Origin of the sequence: Salinimicrobium sp. 3283s, assembly GCF_039602225.1 — a bacterium.
Taxonomy (GTDB): Bacteria; Bacteroidota; Bacteroidia; order Flavobacteriales; family Flavobacteriaceae; genus Salinimicrobium; species Salinimicrobium profundisediminis.
Window position 1 is genome coordinate 1,603,826 of sequence record NZ_CP143631.1, and the last position, 19,056, is coordinate 1,622,881.

General features: G+C 41.8%; 16 protein-coding genes. 3 read left to right on the top strand and 13 right to left on the bottom strand.

The genetic code is table 11. The features are described 5' to 3' along the window. Position 1: 1 nt before the first annotated feature. Genes rfbA through VS868_RS07010 form a run of 5 tightly spaced genes read right to left on the bottom strand, consistent with a single transcriptional unit; the run spans position 2 to position 5,994 of the window. Positions 2-859: a glucose-1-phosphate thymidylyltransferase RfbA gene (gene rfbA, locus VS868_RS06990; protein WP_266069748.1), complete on the bottom strand. Its 858-nt coding sequence runs from the start codon at positions 857-859 to the stop codon at positions 2-4. After that, positions 856-1,875 (bottom strand): dTDP-glucose 4,6-dehydratase, encoded by a 1,020-nt coding sequence (gene rfbB / locus VS868_RS06995; protein WP_345599671.1) that lies wholly within the window; start codon positions 1,873-1,875, stop codon positions 856-858. The genes rfbA and rfbB overlap by 4 nt, the downstream gene beginning before the upstream one ends. Further along, positions 1,876-3,612, bottom strand: coding sequence for a hypothetical protein (locus tag VS868_RS07000; RefSeq protein WP_266069746.1), 1,737 nt, complete (start codon positions 3,610-3,612; stop codon positions 1,876-1,878). A gap of 4 nt (positions 3,613-3,616) precedes the next feature. Next, positions 3,617-5,119, bottom strand: coding sequence for a GH3 auxin-responsive promoter family protein (locus VS868_RS07005; RefSeq protein ID WP_266069744.1), 1,503 nt, complete (start codon positions 5,117-5,119; stop codon positions 3,617-3,619). 5 nt (positions 5,120-5,124) lie between these two features. Then, a complete protein-coding gene (locus tag VS868_RS07010; RefSeq protein WP_266069743.1) occupies positions 5,125-5,994 on the bottom strand; it encodes a M23 family metallopeptidase in 870 nt (289 codons plus the stop codon). 110 nt (positions 5,995-6,104) lie between these two features. Between VS868_RS07010 and tatA the strand changes: the two genes are divergently transcribed. Then, positions 6,105-6,302: a twin-arginine translocase TatA/TatE family subunit gene (tatA, locus tag VS868_RS07015; protein WP_266069742.1), complete on the top strand. Its 198-nt coding sequence runs from the start codon at positions 6,105-6,107 to the stop codon at positions 6,300-6,302. Between the two features lie 65 nt (positions 6,303-6,367). On the opposite strand, the gene VS868_RS07020 is transcribed toward tatA, so the two are convergent. Genes VS868_RS07020 through VS868_RS07030 form a run of 3 tightly spaced genes read right to left on the bottom strand, consistent with a single transcriptional unit; the run spans position 6,368 to position 10,176 of the window. Continuing rightward, positions 6,368-7,342 (bottom strand): DUF4837 family protein, encoded by a 975-nt coding sequence (locus VS868_RS07020; RefSeq protein WP_345599672.1) that lies wholly within the window; start codon positions 7,340-7,342, stop codon positions 6,368-6,370. A gap of 22 nt (positions 7,343-7,364) precedes the next feature. Further along, on the bottom strand, positions 7,365-8,936 hold the full coding sequence (locus VS868_RS07025; protein ID WP_345599673.1) for a LysM peptidoglycan-binding domain-containing protein: 1,572 nt from the start codon (positions 8,934-8,936) through the stop codon (positions 7,365-7,367). A 55-nt stretch (positions 8,937-8,991) separates the two neighbouring features. Next, positions 8,992-10,176, bottom strand: a complete 1,185-nt coding sequence (locus tag VS868_RS07030; protein WP_266069739.1) for a phosphoglycerate kinase — start codon at positions 10,174-10,176, stop codon at positions 8,992-8,994. Between the two features lie 70 nt (positions 10,177-10,246). Between VS868_RS07030 and VS868_RS07035 the strand changes: the two genes are divergently transcribed. Both VS868_RS07035 and VS868_RS07040 read left to right on the top strand, forming a co-directional pair. Continuing rightward, complete coding sequence (locus tag VS868_RS07035; RefSeq protein ID WP_345599674.1) at positions 10,247-11,395, top strand: DNA polymerase III subunit delta'; 1,149 nt, start codon at positions 10,247-10,249, stop codon at positions 11,393-11,395. A gap of 6 nt (positions 11,396-11,401) precedes the next feature. Beyond that, on the top strand, positions 11,402-11,800 hold the full coding sequence (locus tag VS868_RS07040) for a DoxX family protein (protein WP_266069737.1): 399 nt from the start codon (positions 11,402-11,404) through the stop codon (positions 11,798-11,800). Positions 11,801-11,846: 46 nt separating this feature from the next. Here VS868_RS07040 and VS868_RS07045 read toward each other — a convergent pair whose 3' ends face one another. The 5 genes from VS868_RS07045 to VS868_RS07065 form a co-directional block, all read right to left on the bottom strand. Further along, positions 11,847-12,383, bottom strand: a complete 537-nt coding sequence (locus VS868_RS07045) for an OmpH family outer membrane protein (protein ID WP_266070182.1) — start codon at positions 12,381-12,383, stop codon at positions 11,847-11,849. A gap of 229 nt (positions 12,384-12,612) precedes the next feature. After that, complete coding sequence (locus VS868_RS07050; protein ID WP_345599675.1) at positions 12,613-13,470, bottom strand: class I SAM-dependent methyltransferase; 858 nt, start codon at positions 13,468-13,470, stop codon at positions 12,613-12,615. 40 nt (positions 13,471-13,510) lie between these two features. Next, positions 13,511-15,382 (bottom strand): tRNA uridine-5-carboxymethylaminomethyl(34) synthesis enzyme MnmG, encoded by a 1,872-nt coding sequence (gene mnmG, locus VS868_RS07055; RefSeq protein ID WP_345599676.1) that lies wholly within the window; start codon positions 15,380-15,382, stop codon positions 13,511-13,513. Between the two features lie 10 nt (positions 15,383-15,392). Continuing rightward, positions 15,393-15,824: an rRNA maturation RNase YbeY gene (gene ybeY / locus VS868_RS07060; RefSeq protein WP_345599677.1), complete on the bottom strand. Its 432-nt coding sequence runs from the start codon at positions 15,822-15,824 to the stop codon at positions 15,393-15,395. Then, a complete protein-coding gene (locus VS868_RS07065) occupies positions 15,805-19,047 on the bottom strand; it encodes a hypothetical protein (protein WP_345599679.1) in 3,243 nt (1,080 codons plus the stop codon). The genes ybeY and VS868_RS07065 overlap by 20 nt, the downstream gene beginning before the upstream one ends. Positions 19,048-19,056 lie beyond the last annotated feature (9 nt).

Here is a 19,056-nt window from a genome sequence, read left to right on the forward strand (position 1 = left end):
ATTAATCTAATTGTAAAAGGTATTCGCCATACCCGCTTTTTAAAAGAGGCTGGGCCAGCTTATGCAGCTGCTGTTTATCTATATAGCCCATATTATAGGCGGTTTCTTCTATTGCCCCTATCTTCAATCCCTGCCGTTCTTCAATGACCTGCACAAATTGTGAAGCTTTCATGAGGGAATCAAAGGTGCCGGTGTCGAGCCAGGCCGTACCCTTGTCAAGAATGCTTACCTGTAACTTCCCTTTTTGGAGGTAATCGTTGTTCACATCGGTAATCTCAAGTTCTGCCCTGCCCGAAGGTTTTATGCCCCTGGCGATCTCTACCACTTCATTGTCGTAGAAATAGATTCCCGGAACCGCAAAATTTGACCTGGGAGAAGCGGGTTTTTCTTCAATAGATATTACTTTTCCTGTCTCGTCAAAATCAACAACCCCGTAGCGTTTTGGGTCATGCACATGGTAAGCGAAGATCATTCCGCCATTGGGATCACTATTGCTTTGCAGCAGTTTATCGAGCCCCGAACCATAAAAAATATTATCTCCCAGAATAAGAGCCACCTTATCATTACCAATAAAATCGGCTCCAATGATAAAGGCTTCGGCAAGCCCCCTCGGCTCATCCTGCACTGCGTATTGAAATTCGCATCCATACCGGCTTCCATCCCCCAACAATTCCCTGAACAAAGGCAGATCTTTTGGGGTGGAAATGATAAGGATCTCTCTAATCCCCGCCATCATCAAAGTAGAGAGCGGATAATAGATCATGGGCTTATCATACACCGGCATTAATTGCTTGCTCACTGCAAGCGTTAAAGGGTGCAGCCTTGTGCCCGATCCTCCTGCCAGTATTATGCCTTTCATGCACTGTATTTTTCCAGGTACCAACGTACCGTTTTTTCTATACCCGATTCAAAGTTCTCATCGGCTTTCCAACCCAGTTGTGATTCAAGTTTTGTAGCATCTATAGCATAACGCTGGTCGTGCCCCGGCCTGTCTTTCACAAAAGTGATTAGCTGGGTGTAACTTTCGCCGTTTTCACGTGGAACCAGTTTATCAAGAATTTCAGAAATCTTCTGGGCAATGTAAATATTCTCCCGTTCATTGCGGCCACCAATATTATAAGTCTCCCCAAATTTGCCATTTTTGAGTACCAGGTTGATGCCTTTGCAATGATCTAAAACGTATAACCAGTCCCTCACATTCTTGCCGTCTCCATAAATTGGAATAGGTTCCTCTTTTAGAGCAGTTCGAATAATAGTAGGAATCAGTTTTTCATCGTGTTGATGAGGTCCGTAATTATTAGAGCAGTTGGTTGTTAAAACAGGCATTCCGTAGGTATGGAAATAACTGCGCACCAAAAAATCTGAAGCTGCTTTTGAAGCCGAATACGGACTATTTGGCGCATACGGAGTTTCTTCTGTAAACAATCCTTCAGCTCCCAATGTGCCATAGACCTCATCGGTTGAAACGTGAAGGAATTTGGCATCGTTGTACTCTTCCTTCAGTTCAAATGGGCCATCCATCCAAAGATTATAGGCAGTTTGCAGCAGGTTGAAAGTTCCGTTGATGTTTGTTTCAACGAAGGCCGCAGGATTCAAGATTGAATTATCTACATGAGATTCGGCTGCAAAATTTATCACCCTCGAAAAATGGTATTTTTCGAACAGGTTTTTTACCAGTTCCTTGTCTCTAATATCCCCTTTTACGAAGGTGTAGTTCTCGTGCCCCTCTATCTCCAGGTTGTCGAGACTTCCGGCGTATGTGAGTAGATCGAGGTTGACAATATGGGTGTCTTTATCCTCAATAAAGAGATTGATATAATTAGAACCTATAAAACCGGCTCCACCTGTAACCAGAGTGTATTTCTTATCGTTCATTTATGCTTTCTCTTTTTTAGGTTCTTTCTCTTTTTCGGATATCTTCGGAACTTCGAAAATTTGTTCCAGTATTTTTTCAGTAATAAGATAGGTCGGTTTTACGCCGGTAGTTCCAAGACCGCCTGAAGCCAGTGTACTTCCTGTTTCCAGCGGGTTATCTGAAGCATAATAGGCATATCTTACCTTCACATCTTCACTGATGTTCTTACGTAATCTTGCCGCAGCCTGCACCGCTTTTTGATAATGTGCACCTTCCATCTCCAGCCCTACCACGTTCCATGTAGATTCGTGGAAGAACTTCAAAATATCCTTGTTCTGAAGCGATGTTCCTAAAACCGTGATCATTGAACCATCGCACACGTGTATTCCGTTACCTTCAAGATCTTCTTTGGTAAGCTCGTTATGAAACGGATAATTATCGGCGGTACCTTCAAAGAGATGGGCGGTTGGGATCATGATGTCACCCTTACCCCCTACAAGAATTCCGGCTTTCCCCATGATAGAGATTGAGGCAACATTCAGGTGAATATTACCGTGTTCGGACTGGTAAGGCTTCAGCATTTCATCCATGGTTTCGTAAGCCTGCTCTCCAAATGCGTAATCCATCACCATGATCACCGGCTTATCCTCATCCTTTACCTTGCTACCACTCTTGAATTTTGGATTTACGAGCGACATCCGGGCAGTATCAAACACCTGGACATCAATGTTGGCACCACTGGTATCTTCAATAAAAACCATCCCTTCAGCAACAGCATTTTTCATCACTTTCATTCTTAGCTGCCCATTGGCGTTGTTGCTAAGATCTTCATAGATTCCGAAGAGCGATTTTTTCTTGAGCTCAGGTTTTAAAGCTTCCGAAGCATAAAGCGTATTCATCACGCTGTGCATGTTTGCACTTATGATGTGCAAAGGACGGTTCATCAGGTTTTTCTCCAGAAGGACTTCCTTTACCTTATTTGCCCAAATTTCCCCGTGAATGTGATGCCCCAGGCGTTCTCTAAGCACAGGGCTAAAGGTCACGATACGTTTGTTGTTGTTGAGCATTTCATCTAACGCCAGTTTCCCCAAGTAATAAATGATGTGCAAAAATCTCTCGGGGCTGGTTGAGGTGCTAAAAAGGGGATAAATGGTGGTCACTTCCCTAAAGGTACGGCCAAGAATATTAGCCGTGTGAGTAAGGGCTACTTCACGCTGCGCCTGGGTTAAAGGTTCCTTTTGAGTTACCGCAACCTCCAGTTTTTGCCAGTCACGAGATACTTCTCCTTCTTCATCAATAAGCACCCGCCTCATGATCTTGTGAGACTCAATGAAAAGGAAAGTGAGGTGAGTAAGAATATCATAAATTTCTGACCGCCCACGGGTGATCTCGATATTCATTTGCTCCTCATCGATCCTGTAGCAGTTTCTGCGCCTTTTTGGCGGAACGATAGGTTTAAAGTGAGAGTTACCGTAACCTTCATCGCTGGTGAGATTGATGAAGCGACATTCTTCAAGGCCAAGCGGAAGCCTGTCCATGACATATAAGAGTCCGTTAAGCTCCACTTTTTCTTCGGCTACAGAGCCATATATTTCGGGACGAAGAATCAAAAGAGCTTCGCGCAAGGTTTCCCCCGAAACGCCCATAGGCTTATAGAATCCCCTGTTAAAAAGGTGACGCATTGTAATATACATGCGTTCTATAGCGTTGGAGCTTTCCTGTGCTCTTGTACGTCCCTGTAATTTTAAATTACCCATAATTTTATTTGCTGTTTTTTATATTTTCCAAAACTTCGGCAATCTTGCGATCGTTGGAAAGTCTTGGTAGTTTGTTTTGCCCGCCCAGTTTTCCAATGGATTTCATGTATTGCTGAAAACCATTTGTGGGAACAGTGCTGATTTTTAATTGCTGAAGGATCTTGCCTTCTATCAAATCGAGATAATAGGAATTTTGCTGCTGAAGAGATTTGTCTAATGCTACTGCAAAAGTATCTAAATCTTTGGGTTCTTCCTCAAATTCAATAAACCATTCGTGGTACGGCAGTTGATCTCCTTCGGGAGTGATTTGTGGTGCTACTGTGAATTCGCTGATCTGGATGCCTGTGCCGGCCGTGGCTTCCTGCATGGCCTGCTCTACTTCTTTGGCAATCACGTGTTCTCCAAAAGCCGAAATAAAATGCTTTATTCTTCCTGAAACGATCACCCTGTATGGTGCCAGAGAGGTAAACTGAATGGTATCTCCCAGGTCGTAAGCCCAAAGACCTGCCGTGGTAGAAATGATCATCACGTAGTTAATTCCCAGCTCCACTTCCCCAATGGTGTACCGCCGCGGATTTCCAGAATAGAATTCATCAGCCTTAATAAACTCGTAGAAGATGCCTGAATCCAGCAATAGTAACATCCCCTTTTCATCCTGCCTGTCCTGATATGCAAAAAAGCCTTCAGAAGCAGGAAAAAGTTCAATACTATCAACCCTTCGGCCAATTAAACTTTCAAATTTTGCACGGTAAGGTTCAAAGTTGACTCCGCCGTAAATGAACAGGTTGAAATTAGGAAAGATATCTCCCACCTTTTTGCCTGTGCGCGCCTGCAGCCTTTCAAAATACATTTGTACCCAGGAAGGGATCCCGCTAATAACGGTCATATCCTCCTTTACAGTTTCATCTACTATAGCTTCAACCTTTGTTTCCCAGTCTTCAATAGTATTTGTCTCCCAGGAAGGCATACGGTTGCGTTGCAGGTAGCCGGGAACGTAATGAGCCGCAATTCCGGAGAGCCTGCCCAGTTTCACACCGTTTTTCTCATCAAGCTCGGGGCTTCCCTGGAGAAAGATCATTTTTCCATCTACAAAATCGGCTTTTCCGGTGTCATTGATGTAGCACAAAATCGCATTTCGTGCTGCATCGATATGTGTAGGCATAGATTCTTTGGTCAACGGAATATATTTCGCTCCACTTGTAGTACCTGAGGTCTTGGCAAAGTAGATAGGTTTCCCTGGCCATAGAATATCTTTCTCGCCCGCAACCACCTTTTCTACATAAGGTTTTAGCTCTTCATAATCTCTTACCGGCACACGAGCGGCATACTCGCGGTAGCTGGAGATATTCTTAAATCCGTGATCTTTTCCAAACTCGGTGTCCGCTGCCTTCTTTAAGAGCTGCTCAAAAACCCTTTTTTGAGTCTCTACCGGCTTTGTGGCCCAGGAATCAATTTGGCGCCGAATGTAGGCTGCGAATATTTTAGCTGCAAATGATTTTACTGACATACTTTTTATTCAAAATCTATAAAATCTGTGGGGTTTACAGGGCGGCCTTCGCTCCAAAGTTCAAAATGCAGGTGCGGGCCGGTAGAATACTCACCCGTAGAACCTGCCGTGGCCACCACTTCTCCTTTTAACACTCTATCTCCCTGCTCTTTGGTGAGGGAAGAGTTGTGTTTGTAAATAGAGATAAGACCATAGCTGTGTTCTATAATAATGACGTTCCCTGTCTCTGCAGTCCAGCCCGAAAAAATGACAGTACCATCGGCTACAGCTTTCACGGGAGCGTTATGTGACGCTACAATGTCTACCCCAAAGTGCTTATCCTTGATATTATATCCTTCCGAAAAAGGGCCTTTTAGAGGCGGAAATAATGCGTAGTTGGCACGACTGGTAGCGGTCTCGAGAAAGTTATATTTATCTTCCTGCACTACGGTTTCCCGAAGCAGGCTATCTTCTTTTGAAGGTTTTAGATCTACCTCATCTGCGCTTAACCGGTGAGCTTCCATAAGTGAATCCCTATTGAACTCTGCGGGTTTAACATCTCCAGAGAGCACGCGTTTTATAGATGCCAGGTATTGGTTATTTAACTCAACCACAGTCTGGAGGGAATCGGTTTTATAGGCAAGGTTCAAAGCTCTTTGTTGGAGTTCGGTAGAAGAATAACCGGGAATATACTCTCTTAGCCCGGTAAATGCAATAAGCACTGTGGTGCCCGCAATTAGCAGAATTGCTGAAAGGGTTACTACCACAAACACGTTAAGGCGGGTAAGTTTAAAAGACAATTTTTCTTCAAATGTGTCTTCATTGAGAATAACAAGCCTGTACTTATGCAGAAGCTTTTGCCTGAAATTTCTTTTATGTTCGGTGTTCTTTGTCATATTTAATGCCTTAGGCAAAGATATATAAAGATATTTACAGAGGTTTTATACCCTCATAAACAAATGGATTAAAGTTTTATTACTAACTTTGCAACATTAAATTGATTATTATGAGTGCAGTTTTTATACCATTGCAGATTGGAGCACCACAAATCATATTAATTGTGATCGTTGTGTTGTTGTTGTTTGGAGGAAGAAAAATCCCTGAACTGATGAGAGGATTGGGTAGCGGAATTAAAGAATTTAAAGACGCTTCAAAAGATGATACTCCTACCAGCAAACCCGAAGAGGACAAAAAGAGATTATAATTTTTCTTTCAATAGGAATAAAAAACCCAACTTGCGTTGGGTTTTTTTGTTTTCTACCTTATTGGTTATTTTATCTCTGCCGATTTGAGGATGGCTTCAAGCTCCATCATGTTTTCCCTCTTTTGGGCCGATGGTGAAAAGGCAAATCCTTCTAAAATTACGTACCTGTCATTTTCTTCATCCAGAACAGCGTAATTAATAAATGGGCCTCCCATAAAATCTCCTTTTACTTCCCAGATCCCTTTAGACTCCCAGGCAAACTTTCCGTCAATTTGAGATTCAAAAAGATAGGGAGCATAAGCAGATTCTGTTACCATATAGCTGCCATCAACTCTTCCGGGAATATGGACTTGCCCTATAGAATCACGCATCTCAATGATATTGCCCACTATATTGGTATCCTTTTCAATGACATGCCTTGGCACTTCATACACGAGAATTTCCATACTGCCGGTAGGAATATCTTTTCTGATCCAGAAAAAATCATCGGTTTCCTTGGCGTATCGGTATGCTGTGGGGAACTTTAGAGAAACACCCAGCTGCTCTTCAAGCTTTTCATCACTTTTAAGGGATTTCCTGATGCGGCGCTGCTGCTCGGCAAGTTCTGTTTTCTTAAAGGTTGAAATGATCTTTTCAGCATTTTTATCAATTAGGGAAATGATTTGCTCATTATCCTCCCCTGTGATAAGGATGCCTTTTTGTGGCCTTGCATAAGCGTCATCGGCCATTTTTATTCCAGGTTCCTGTCCTTTTTGAATATGTAAAAATATCCTGTTCTTCCTTGCAAAACCCTGGTAAGCTTCAGGTGGCATCTGGCTTAGGGAGAATAATGGTTCTTCTTGCGGCAACCCATCTACCGGGGCAGCAAGGTAACGCCGTACAGCCTCTCCAACCTCACCCGTCCACAGGTCGTTTTCCATGACCACTGTGAGGTTGTTGATCTTTCCGGAGGAACTGGCAATCACTACTGGATCTTCTTTACCATTACCACATCCGGTTAAAACAAAAAGAACGGAAAAAAAAGCGAAAAAATTTTTCATAGATCGAATTTAAGCGGGACTATTACCCGTCTGAGAGTTTTAATTTCATTCCGGGTTTCAACCGGTTGCTGTTCATATTATTCAGGCTCTTTATTTGTTTTACAGTAACCCCCGGAAATTTCTTCGAAATGCTCCAAAGAGAATCCCCTTGTTTTACAGTATATATTCTGGAGGAAGAGGAATTTTCGGCTGTAGCCGAATTTTTCCGTGGGTAAATAAGCAGTCTTTGTCCTATTCTAAGGTTATTGCTCCTCAAGTTGTTCCACTGCTTGATCTGGCTTACCCCTACTCCATACCTTTCGGCAATCTTCCCGAGGTAATCACCCCTTCGCACCCGGTATCTCACTGTAGATTCGGGTTGTATTAGCTGTGGTAGCGCTTCTTCTTTCTTTTCTTCAAGCGCCTGTGTATACCCATAGATTGCTTCCTCATTATTTACAAAAAGTCCGGTCCTGTTTCTGGGCAGGCGCAGGCTATATTTTTCATCTTCTACAAAAGGAATGACGTCAAGTTTATAACTTGGATTGAGGAACTGCAACATTTCCTTTTCCACTCCTGTCACCTGTGAAATTTGCTCAAAAGTGAGCATTTTCCTGGGATGAATAGTATCGGTCTCAAAATATGTAGTTCGGGGGTGAGGAGGCTGAAAACCATGTTCTTCGGCATATTCAAAAATGTACATAGTAGCCAGGAAGGCGGGCACATACCCTGCTGTTTCACGTGGAAGATAAGGCCGAAGATTCCAGTAATTGGTAGAACCTCCACTACGCCTTATTGCCTTGGAAACATTTCCCGGCCCTGAATTGTAGGAGGCCAGAACCAGATCCCAGTCTTCAAAAACCCGGTAAAGTGTAGAAAGATATTCAGCAGCAGCTTCGGTAGACATAATTGGGTCCATTCGTTCATCTACATAGGAGCTTACATCAAGCCCGTGCATTTTTCCTGTTGCAAACATGAACTGCCAAAGCCCTGTTGCACCCACGCGTGATCTCGCACGAGGATTAAGGGCAGATTCTACAATAGCAAGATATTTTATTTCCAGCGGGATATTGTACAGATCCAGCTTCTGCTCAAAAAGGGGAAAATAATAGGTGCTTAAAGCCATTAAGCGCTCCATTCCCTTCTTGTTTCTCTTGAGGTAGGATTTGATTACATTCTCAAGCAAAGGGTTGTATTCAACGTTAAAAGGGGTTTTAGCATTTAGCTTTTGCAGCCTTAACTTTAAAGTATCGATGGGAAGATCATCAAAAACTACTTCATTGTATTCCTGGTTTAGAAGAGAATCTTTCAAATCTATATATAAACTGGATTCGAACAACTCCTGCTGCCATAGAGAGTCTATAGTGGCTGCTCCTGGGTCGTCTAAAAGGGCAAATATAAGAGAGTCTTTGATGATCTTGTGCACCGGTACCTTATTAGCAAGGTCTACATCATCACTATCTAGTAAAAGGAAGAAGTCCTGTTCGGGAAGCCTTATGGTATCGCCCGTTTCTTTGTTCTCCTGTCCATCCACATTCTTTTTCCCTTCTTTTTTGTCCTGGGCAAAAGCAGCTACAGACATGAGTAGCATTAAAAATGGCAAAATTTGTTTCATCCTAAAGTCATTTCTTCAAAAAACAGTACTTTTTTCCTTCAATTATCGTACCTCTTTATTTTTTTAACGCTTCAATTCCCGGTAAACTTTTTCCTTCCAGCATTTCGAGCATAGCTCCCCCACCGGTAGAAACGTAGCTTACCTGGTCTTCAAGACCAAATTGTTTAACTGCGGCAACAGAGTCACCTCCACCTACAAGTGAGAAGGCTCCTTTTTTTGTAGCTGCGGCAATATGCTCGCCTACAGCAATAGTTCCTTTTGCAAATGCCTGCATTTCAAAAACTCCCATTGGGCCGTTCCACAAGATGGTTTTAGACTCTTCAAGAATTTGTCCGTACTTCTTCACTGTGTCAGGGCCTATATCAAGTCCCATCCATCCTTCAGGAATTTCATCAACCGAAACTATTTTGGTATCGGCTTCTTCCGAAAAAGAATCGGCTATTACCGCATCAACAGGCAAATGGATTTTCACTCCCTTTTCTTCAGCTTTTCTAAGGATCTCCAGCGCCAGTTCAAGCTTATCATTCTCAACAAGAGAATCGCCAATAGTACCGCCTTTTGCCTTAGTAAAAGTATAAGTCATTCCGCCGCCAATAATCAGGTGGTCAATTTTGTCAAGAATATTTTCAATAACTGTGATCTTGGTAGATACTTTGGCTCCCCCCAATACTGCAGTTACAGGTTTTTCTGAACTCCCCAAAACCTTTTCAAGACTGTCTATCTCTTTACCTAGCAGGGCGCCCACACATTTATCTTCAAAATAATTAGCCACGATAGTAGTAGAAGCGTGAGCACGGTGTGCTGTTCCAAAGGCATCATTTACATAAATGTCTCCAAGAGTAGATAATTTCCTCGAGAATTCTTCATCTCCCTTTTCTTCTTCAGCATGGAATCTAAGATTCTCCAGTAACAGTACTTCTCCCGGTTTAAGGTCTTTTGCAGCTTGCTGTGCCTTTTCGCCTACACATTCATCTACAAACTTCACTTCTACACCAAGAATTTCTGAAACTTTCTTCACAATATGCTGTAGGGAATTCTTTTTATCAACACCTTTTGGTCGCCCCAGGTGAGACATAAGAATAGCGCTGCCGCCATCTTTCAAAATTTTATCTATGGTTGGTTTTGCACCTTCAATACGACTGGTGTCACCAACTTCCTGTTGCTCGTTAAGCGGAACATTGAAATCTACCCTTATCAGGGCTTTTTTATCCTTAAAATTATAATCATTAATGGTTTTCATACAGCTGATTTTAGCTTAAATTAAATAATTCTCTAAGATATAAAAGTGTGAAGAAATTATATCTTTGCTTATGCTATTTTCTGAAGTTTTAGGCCTTCCGCACATAAAGAATCACCTTACCACAACGGTAGATAACAACCGGATTCCTCATGCCCAGTTATTTGTAGGTGCTTCGGGGAGTGGAACTCTCCCCATGGCCATTGCCTATGCACAATACATATTGTGCCAAAACACCGGTGCCGAGAATAATACCGGAAATGAATCCTGTAACCTGAAAATGAACAGGCTGGCACATCCCGATCTCCATTTTGCCTACCCCGTAGCCAACAATGACAAGGTAAAGAAAAATGCCGTTTCTTCTCATTTTACAGAAGAATGGCGGCAATTTGTACAACAGGAACCGTTTGGGAACCTTTTTGACTGGTACCAAAAGCTGGGAATTGAGAATAAACAGGGGAAAATAGGCGTAGATGAGGCGCAGGATATCGTAAAATCGCTCTCGCTTAAATCATATGAAGGTGGCTATAAGGTCATGATCATATGGATGGCCGAGAAGATGAATGACAGTTGTGCCAATAAGCTGCTGAAGCTCATAGAAGAACCGCCTCAAAAAACTCTTTTTCTCCTAATTACTGAAGAAGAAGAGAGCATCATCCAAACTATTAGGTCCCGGTGTCAAATCCTTCATTTTCCACCTCTTAATGAGGCAGTGATTGCCGAAGGTCTTGTGCAAAGGGAACAGTGTGATCGTGCTAAAGCATTGACCATTTCTCACAGGGCTAATGGAAATTACAATAACGCCCTTCACATTCTCAAACAGCATTCGGGTGACGAACAGTTTGAAGAGTGGTTCATTTCGTGGGTAAGAACCGCTTTTAAAGCCAAAGGAGACAAAACTGCCCTCGCCGATCTACTCGCCTGGAGCGAAATGATAGCAGGAACAGGAAGGGAAGTACAAAAGAAATTCCTTATCTTTTGTATGGATTTCTTCAGGCAGGCGCTCATGTATAACTATAAGGCAAAAGATCTCGTTTTTTTGGAGCCTCAAACCAGCGGATTCAAATTAGAGAAATTTGCCCCCTTCATAACCGGAAACAACATTACAGGGATCTCAAAAGAACTCGAGGACGCCATGTACCACATAGAAAGGAACGGAAATGCCAAGATCATCCTCACCGACCTTTCTATAAAACTCACCCGACTCATTCATAAAAACTAGTTTATTATGGACAATTTCATCCCGAACATCCCGGTATACTTGATACTTATATTTACCATCATCACCTTTTTACAATCGGGTCTTGATAAATTGTTCAACTGGAGTGGCAATTATGAATGGCTTACCGGGCACTTTAAAGGTACATTTATGGGAGGTATGGTTTCCCTGCTACTGGGCATCATCCTGGTCCTGGAAATTATTGTAGGCTTCGCAGCCTTAGCAGGAATCTTTACCTTATATGTGAATAATGACCCCAGCCTTGCCTTATGGTCCCTCAGCCTTGCCGCAATCACGCTATTAATGCTCTTATTCGGCCAACGGGTGGCAAACGATTATGCCGGTGCCTTTACAATTGTGGGATACTTTATGGTCATAATCTTCGGAATTTTTCTCATCACCGCATAAAAAAAGGGTTCCACGTGGAACCCTTTTAAATATTACTACAAAAAATTTATTCGGTAACTACAGCATCTTGCTCTGTTACTCCACTGTTTTCGTTAAGTTCTTTAAGGATCTCCTGAGTGATATCAAGCCCTTCCTCGGCATACATGATATTAGCCGATTCGTTTGATCCAAAGATGTAGGTGTAATCATTTTCTTCACCATAAACCTTTACAAAATCTTTCACTTTGGTAATAAGGGAATCAATAACCTGATCTCCTTCCTGTCTTAGCTGCCCGCTTCTCATTTGCTGTTGCTGCTGAAGCATTTGCTGCTTTCTCATCAACTCATCCTGCGCAGCCTGTCTTTCGGCTTCAGACATGGTTGCCGCGTTATCTCTAAACGCCATAACTTCCTGCTGAAATCCTTGTGCAGCCGAATCAAGTTCTCTTTTTAAACTTTCAGACCTCTGGCTAAAATCGGCTTCCACCTCTTTCATTTCTGAATACTCCTGAATTAGAACAGTAGTATCAACATAAGCAGTTTTCTGATTATTGCAACTGGTAAATATTGCCCCCATTGAAAGGACCAAAAATAATTTTTTCATTTTTAAGTTTGTTTAGTTTCGCAGCAAAAGTAAGAAAGCATTTCCATTCCTTACTGAAAAAGCCAAAATTCTGATGCGATAAGTAAATTTAATAATAACTGAAGTTGAAATTTAAAAAAGCTATCGAAAATGGCTTTTTAAAGAGGTGAAAATAAGCTTCATCTTTAAAAATACAATCTACGACACCTCCTATGCTGAAAAAGTCGCTTAAATCACTTTAAAATGCGTTTTAGTTGTTTTTTCTGAAGAAGTAAGCCACCGAAGAATAGTTTCCAGAAGATTTAGCCTTAAAATTTGAAATTGCTCCCTTCCAAACCGCCTTGAGTACATTTGAAGTACCTGAAGCATATTTTTCTGAAAGTAGACTTACATAAAACGAATCGAAAAAAAGCCCTTTTTGAGAGGTAAGTAAAAAACCTGATGAATTAAATATCTTCTCTATTGCTGAAGGTGAGAAATGGTAAAGATGCCTTGGCACATCATAAGCCGCCCAGTGCTCTTTATATTTTTGCGCATCATCACTTTTAAAATTCGGTACTGCGATTACAAGAAGTCCGTCGGGTTTTAATAACCGGTATAACTCCTCAATCTGCTCTTCAAGATTAGGTACATGTTCCAGGACATGCCACATGGTAATTACATCAAAACTACCTGAAGAAAATTCGCGGGTTTCTTCTTCCAGCTCCACTCCTTTTTTTGAAGCCAGAGCCCTTGCTCCAGAATTAGGTTCTGCTCCAAAAACTTTCCATCGCCGTTTTTTTGCAGCCAAAAGAAAATCTCCCGTTCCCGCACCAACATCAAGAATTTTTATCGGGCCCGTTTTCTCCTGGGCTATCCAGTTTAATTTCCTGGATAGCATAAGGTTTTTTACCTGCTGGTAAATCTTATCAAAAAATCCCTTTTTTGAATCGGTATGCGAGATGTAAGATTCGCTTTTATAATAATCGGGTAAACGCTCCAGATTTGGCTGAGGAAAGGTGGCCAAAAGATCCAGATCTTTTGCCTTCCTCAACTCAAAAAATTCTCCGCTTACAGTATGATCTTTACATACAAGTACAGGTTGTTCAGAAAATTCGAGTGGTAACATTGAATGAATTTAAAAGATGTTCCACGTGGAACGATTAATTTTATCGACCCATGTAAACCAGTAAAACAGAAATATCATTCGGGCTCACCCCACTAATTCTTGAAGCCTGTGACACCGATGTGGGTTTCACCTTTTTCAGCTTTTCACGTGCTTCATAAGACATAGATTTGATCCTGGAGTAATCAAAATCATTTGGGATTTTAATTCCTTCGAGCCTGTGAAGCTTATCTGCATTGTTCTTCTCCTTCTCAATATACCCAGAATATTTCACCTGAATTTCGGTTTGTTCAAGTACTTCCTCGTTCAGGTCATTTTCCTGAATGTACTCATCTACTCCACTAAAAGTTCGGATATTCTGCATGTCAATATTTGGTCTGGAGAATACTTTAAAGATCTTATCACTTTGCTTCATGGGAGCCGAATTATTTTCTTCAAGCACCACATTGGCTTCTTCAGGAGCAACACTGGTCTCCTTCAAAAATTCAACAAAAGCATAAGATTTGGATTTCTTCTCCTCCATCTTCCGCAGTCTTTTTTCAGAAGCAAGACCAATATCAAACGACTTTTCAGTAAGCCTGAAATCGGCATTATCCTGCCTCAACAACGTACGATATTCGGCTCTTGAAGTAAACATTCTATAAGGCTCTTCTGTTCCTTTTGTGATAAGATCATCAATAAGAACTCCTATATAAGCTTCGCTGCGTTGCAGGATAAACTCTTCCTTTTCCTGCACTTTTAAAGCCGCATTTATTCCTGCCATCAAACCCTGAGAACCGGCTTCTTCATAACCTGTAGTTCCATTAATTTGTCCGGCGAAATAAAGTCCGCTAACCAGTTTGGTTTCCAGGGTATGTTTTAACTGCGTGGGCGGGAAATAATCGTATTCGATAGCATAACCCGGTCTAAAGAATTTCACATTTTCAAATCCGGCGACCGAACGCAAAGCTTTAAACTGCACATCTTCGGGCAGCGATGTAGAAAATCCGTTGATATACATTTCTACCGTATTCCAACCTTCAGGTTCTATAAAAAGCTGATGCCTGTCTTTATCGGCAAAACGATTGATCTTATCTTCGATTGAAGGACAGTATCGCGGACCAATACTTTTAATTCGGCCGTTAAACATTGGGGAACGATCAAAGCCTTCCTTTAAAAGATTATGCACCTCGGGAGAGGTGTAAGACATGTAACAGGATCTCTGTTTTGTGAGAGGTTTTGTTTCGTCAAGGTAAGAGAATTTAGCCGGCACATCATCGCCCGGCTGCTCAGTCATTTTTGAATAATCTAAAGACCTTCCATCAACACGTGGGGGTGTTCCGGTTTTCATTCTTCCGGCCTCAAAACCCAGCTGAACCAATTCTTCAGTAATTCCGGTAGCAGCTCTTTCCCCTGCTCTTCCTCCTCCAAATTGTTTTTCACCAATATGAATAAGACCATTTAAAAAAGTACCGTTGGTAAGTATAACACTCTTCGCTTTTATCTCTATTCCTAAAGAGGTTTTTACACCCACTACTTTATCACCTTCAATGATAAGACCCGAAACCATTTCCTGATAGAAATCGAGATTAGCTGTTGCCTCCAACCTAAGTCGCCAATGTTCGGTAAACATCATCCGGTCGCTTTGCACCCTCGGACTCCACATGGCAGGTCCTTTAGATTTATTGAGCATCTTAAACTGAATGGCACTGGTATCACTCACCAATCCGCTATAGCCACCAAGTGCATCAATTTCCCGAACAATTTGACCTTTTGCAATCCCACCCATTGCAGGATTACAACTCATTTGTGCGATGTTTTGCAGGTTCATGGTAACCAAAAGTGTGCTGCAACCCATATTGGCTGCGGCCGCCGCGGCCTCACTTCCGGCATGACCGGCTCCTACAACAATAACATCATATCTTTCCTGAAACATAAATTCTTCTCTATTGTTCCACGTGGAACATTTGCATTTTTTCCTCTTCTTTTCGTCGCATTATCTGCGCTTCATCTTGAGATTTATCCTTGTACCCGCACAGGTGCAGTATACCGTGAATAATTACTCTTTGAAGCTCCTCGCTGAAAGCAACCTTATATTCTGCTGCATTCTCCTCTACCCTTTGAGTGCTTATAAAAATATCGCCATTGAGAATGTTCCCAACCGAAGTATCAAAACTAATAATGTCGGTGAAAGTATCGTGATCTAGATACTGCTGGTTTATGTCAAGCAGGTAGTCATCATCACAAAAAATAAAACTGATCTCTCCAGTCTTCTTCCCTTCAGATGCAATCACTCTTTTAATCCAATTTTCGTGGTTTGAAGCCTCCTTCAGTTCGAAGGTGTTTTCAGAATAAAAATTAATTATCTCGTCGTTCAAAATATTCTTTTACTTTCAGTTTATAAACGGGGCGCAAAGGTAAGCTTTGTCGGTTTAAAATTTCAGTCGCATTAAAATATTCTTTGGCCCGTTCCCATAGCGCCTTAGTCTTAATAATAAGCTCATCCTTACCAGTAGTAGATTCCCTTTCGGGTTTCTTATTCTGCTGAAGTTTTGCACGTTCCAATTCGAGCAATTTATGTTCCAATTGCTGCATTCTTTGTAAAATATCTTCACTAAAACCTTTTTCCAAAAGCTGCTTCTCAATTTGCTCCATATCTTTCTTTACTGAGTTTCCGGCTCCCTTATTTCCTTCTTTTCTCAACTGTTCTTCCAGTGCTTTTCTAAGCATTTGCTGCTCCTTAAAGATCCTGAACAATTCTCCACTTTCTTCTTCACCACCTTCCACTTGCTTCCCGGTTTTCTTCTCTTTCCCCTTCTCAAGTTGCTCCTTCATTTCGCCATTGAGTTGTTTCTGCTTCTGAATAATATCCTGAAGCTGCTCTCCCTGTCCTTCTCCATTTGAAGGGGAAGACTGTAGCATATCTTCCATATTTCCCAAAATATCGCTTAATAAATAGGCCAGATCGTTAGCTCCGGTAACCACGTACTGCTGACTGCTCAATCCCCTTCTTATATCATTTTGGGCCAGCCTGTCCAGGGTTTGATCAAGACTGTAATCTACATCAATAAGCTTTTTGGTAATGGGTTCGCTAATCATTTCATTGCGCAAAGCCAGGGCATACAAGCTGTCATCTACATGACTAAAGTTCTCTCTAAGCAAATCCTGCCGCCGAATCCTGCGGGGAAAAGAAGCATTGTCCATGCCCGCTTTTTTGAAATCTTCCATAAGGTCTTCCTGGCCAAAAGAAAAAGTGACAAGATTATCAAGGATCTGCCTTAGCATGGCAACATCTTCCTGCATTTGCTGCATCTGTCCCTGCTGCATTTGTTGCTGCATCTTTTGGCTCATTTGTCGCAGTTGCTCTGCAGCCTTTTTCTGTTCCTTTTTTGCCGCTCCCCTATCCTGTTTTTCAAGTGCCTCTTCCGCCTTTTTCTGGGTCTCTTTTACATCCTCCTGCTCCTCCTTATTCTCGGGTAATTCCAGCGGCTTTTTCAAATCCTGGTTCTCCTTTTGTAACTGCAACATTTCCTCGAACAGTTCTTGTGTTTCTTTAGAAAGCGAATCCTGGGCAGCCATATTATTCCCGTTCTCCTTTTGCGACAACTCCTCCTGCTCTGTGGCCAGTTCATTTAATTTTTCGGCGATACGTGCTGACTTTTCCTGAACGTAATACTTCTTGGTTAGTTCAAGCAACTGTTCAAGGCTGCGTTCCTGGTTCCGGGAATTTTTTGACAGCTCCTCCAGTTTCTCCTGTAAACCTTCCTTCTGAATCTTTTCTGAATACTTCTCCAGTTCCTCCAGCAATTCCTCATTCTTTTCAAGCTCCTCTTTCCTGTTTGATAGCCGTTCCTCAAGTTCCTCTTTAAGGTTCTTATTTTGCGGAGCAACTTCCTCCTGAAGATTTCTTTTAAGTTTTTCAGTAAAATTTTCCATTAACCGGTTCTGCTGTTTTTGCCTTTCCAGGAAATTCTCGAGCTTTTGCCGGTCATTGTAATTAAGCTCCTGCTTTTCTTTTTCAAGCCTTGACAACTCATTTAATTCCTTATCTGAAAGCTTCATCTTCTCAAGCGAACCATCTATTCCCTCTATAGCCTTTCGTTGTTCCTGAAGTCTTTCCTGCTTTTCTTCACTGTCAGTTTTCTTTCGATAGCTAAAAAGTCGGCTTTTTGTGCTTTTATAGCCATTAAGTACATCATTATCAAGTACTTCGAAGTAAAATTGATAAGATTTACCCTCTTCAAGATCCAGAGTATCAGGAAATACACTAACAAACACTCCCACATTTCCCTTACCGTGAGGAAGCCGCAGCTTTTTTGCCATTTTTGGCACCTCTGTTTCCTGAATAACCATATTCACTTCGGAAATACCATAATCATCAGAGAACTTTCCGAAGAAATATTGCAGATCGGGATTTAGAGAATCAATTTGATTTTCCAGCTGAAGTTGCGGATATTCATCCTTTACACTTTCAATCTCGTAAGCAAGTATCTCAAAATTCTGAACCTGCGCATTCGAAGTACTTATATTATAGTCAACAGAATTTCGTATTTGCTTTTGCAACTGAAAAACCTGTCCCTTCTTTTTAAACCTGTAAAGACTATCCTTAAATGCCATTTCTACCACCCTGGTAGCCGAAGTCTCCACCTCCCAATTCACCAAAGTACCTTCAGGAACGGTGGCATTTCCGGTTCCTTCAACAATCTCCTCCCCCAGCCCTGTATGTGGAGGATATTTAAGAATCATCTTCAAATTCCGCATTTTTGGCACCTCTACAACTCCGACTCTATAGTTGGCCGACCTAACTTCATTTGCCGACAAGTTGAAACTGAAGGATTCCTGCGCCGGCTCAAAAGTGTATTCAAAAGTGCCGGGAGAAACGCGTTTCATAAAATAGTTTTCACCCTCATAGTTCACAGAAACATCTTGCGGCACCATCCTGCCACTTGTACTCACCCTAATAGTGAGAGGCTCATTCTCCCGAATTTGTAATTGTTCATTGTGAAGCTGAAAAGAAAATGGTGCCGGAGGCTGGTAGGCAGTTTTGTAATGTACCACCCTTTCGTAACTCCCCGAGAAAACTTCAGTTCTCCCCGAAAGCACAACCAAAAGAATAATGATAAACGGAATTGCTGTGTATTTTAAATACGGCAGGTTCTTCATAAAATTGATCGCCATAGAGAAAGGAACCGGCTTTAACTGCCGCGCCTTTTGATCTATTGATGCCATAAGAAGATCACTCTTCTGGTCATTTTTACTAAGCTGAAGAAGGTTGAGCAGCTTGTCATTCACTTCAGGAAAATACTTCCCAATTATGCGCGAAGCTTCAGTATAACCAATTCCGCGAGAAATTCTGAAGAGCTTTAGTAACGGATAAACGATAAACCTTCCGAAGAGAAAGAGTTCTACACCAATAAAACTCCAGAACAACACACTGCGGCCTGTTGGATTTAACCAAAACAGGTGTTCTATAAAAAGGGTGGCCAAAAAATAGAGCAGGCCAATGGCAACAAAAAAGATGAAACCCTTTAAAAGTTCGTTGAGATAGAACTTCCTTATAAAGGCCTCCAGCTTTTGTCTTAAGATCTCAAAATTGTCCATGCTCCTCCC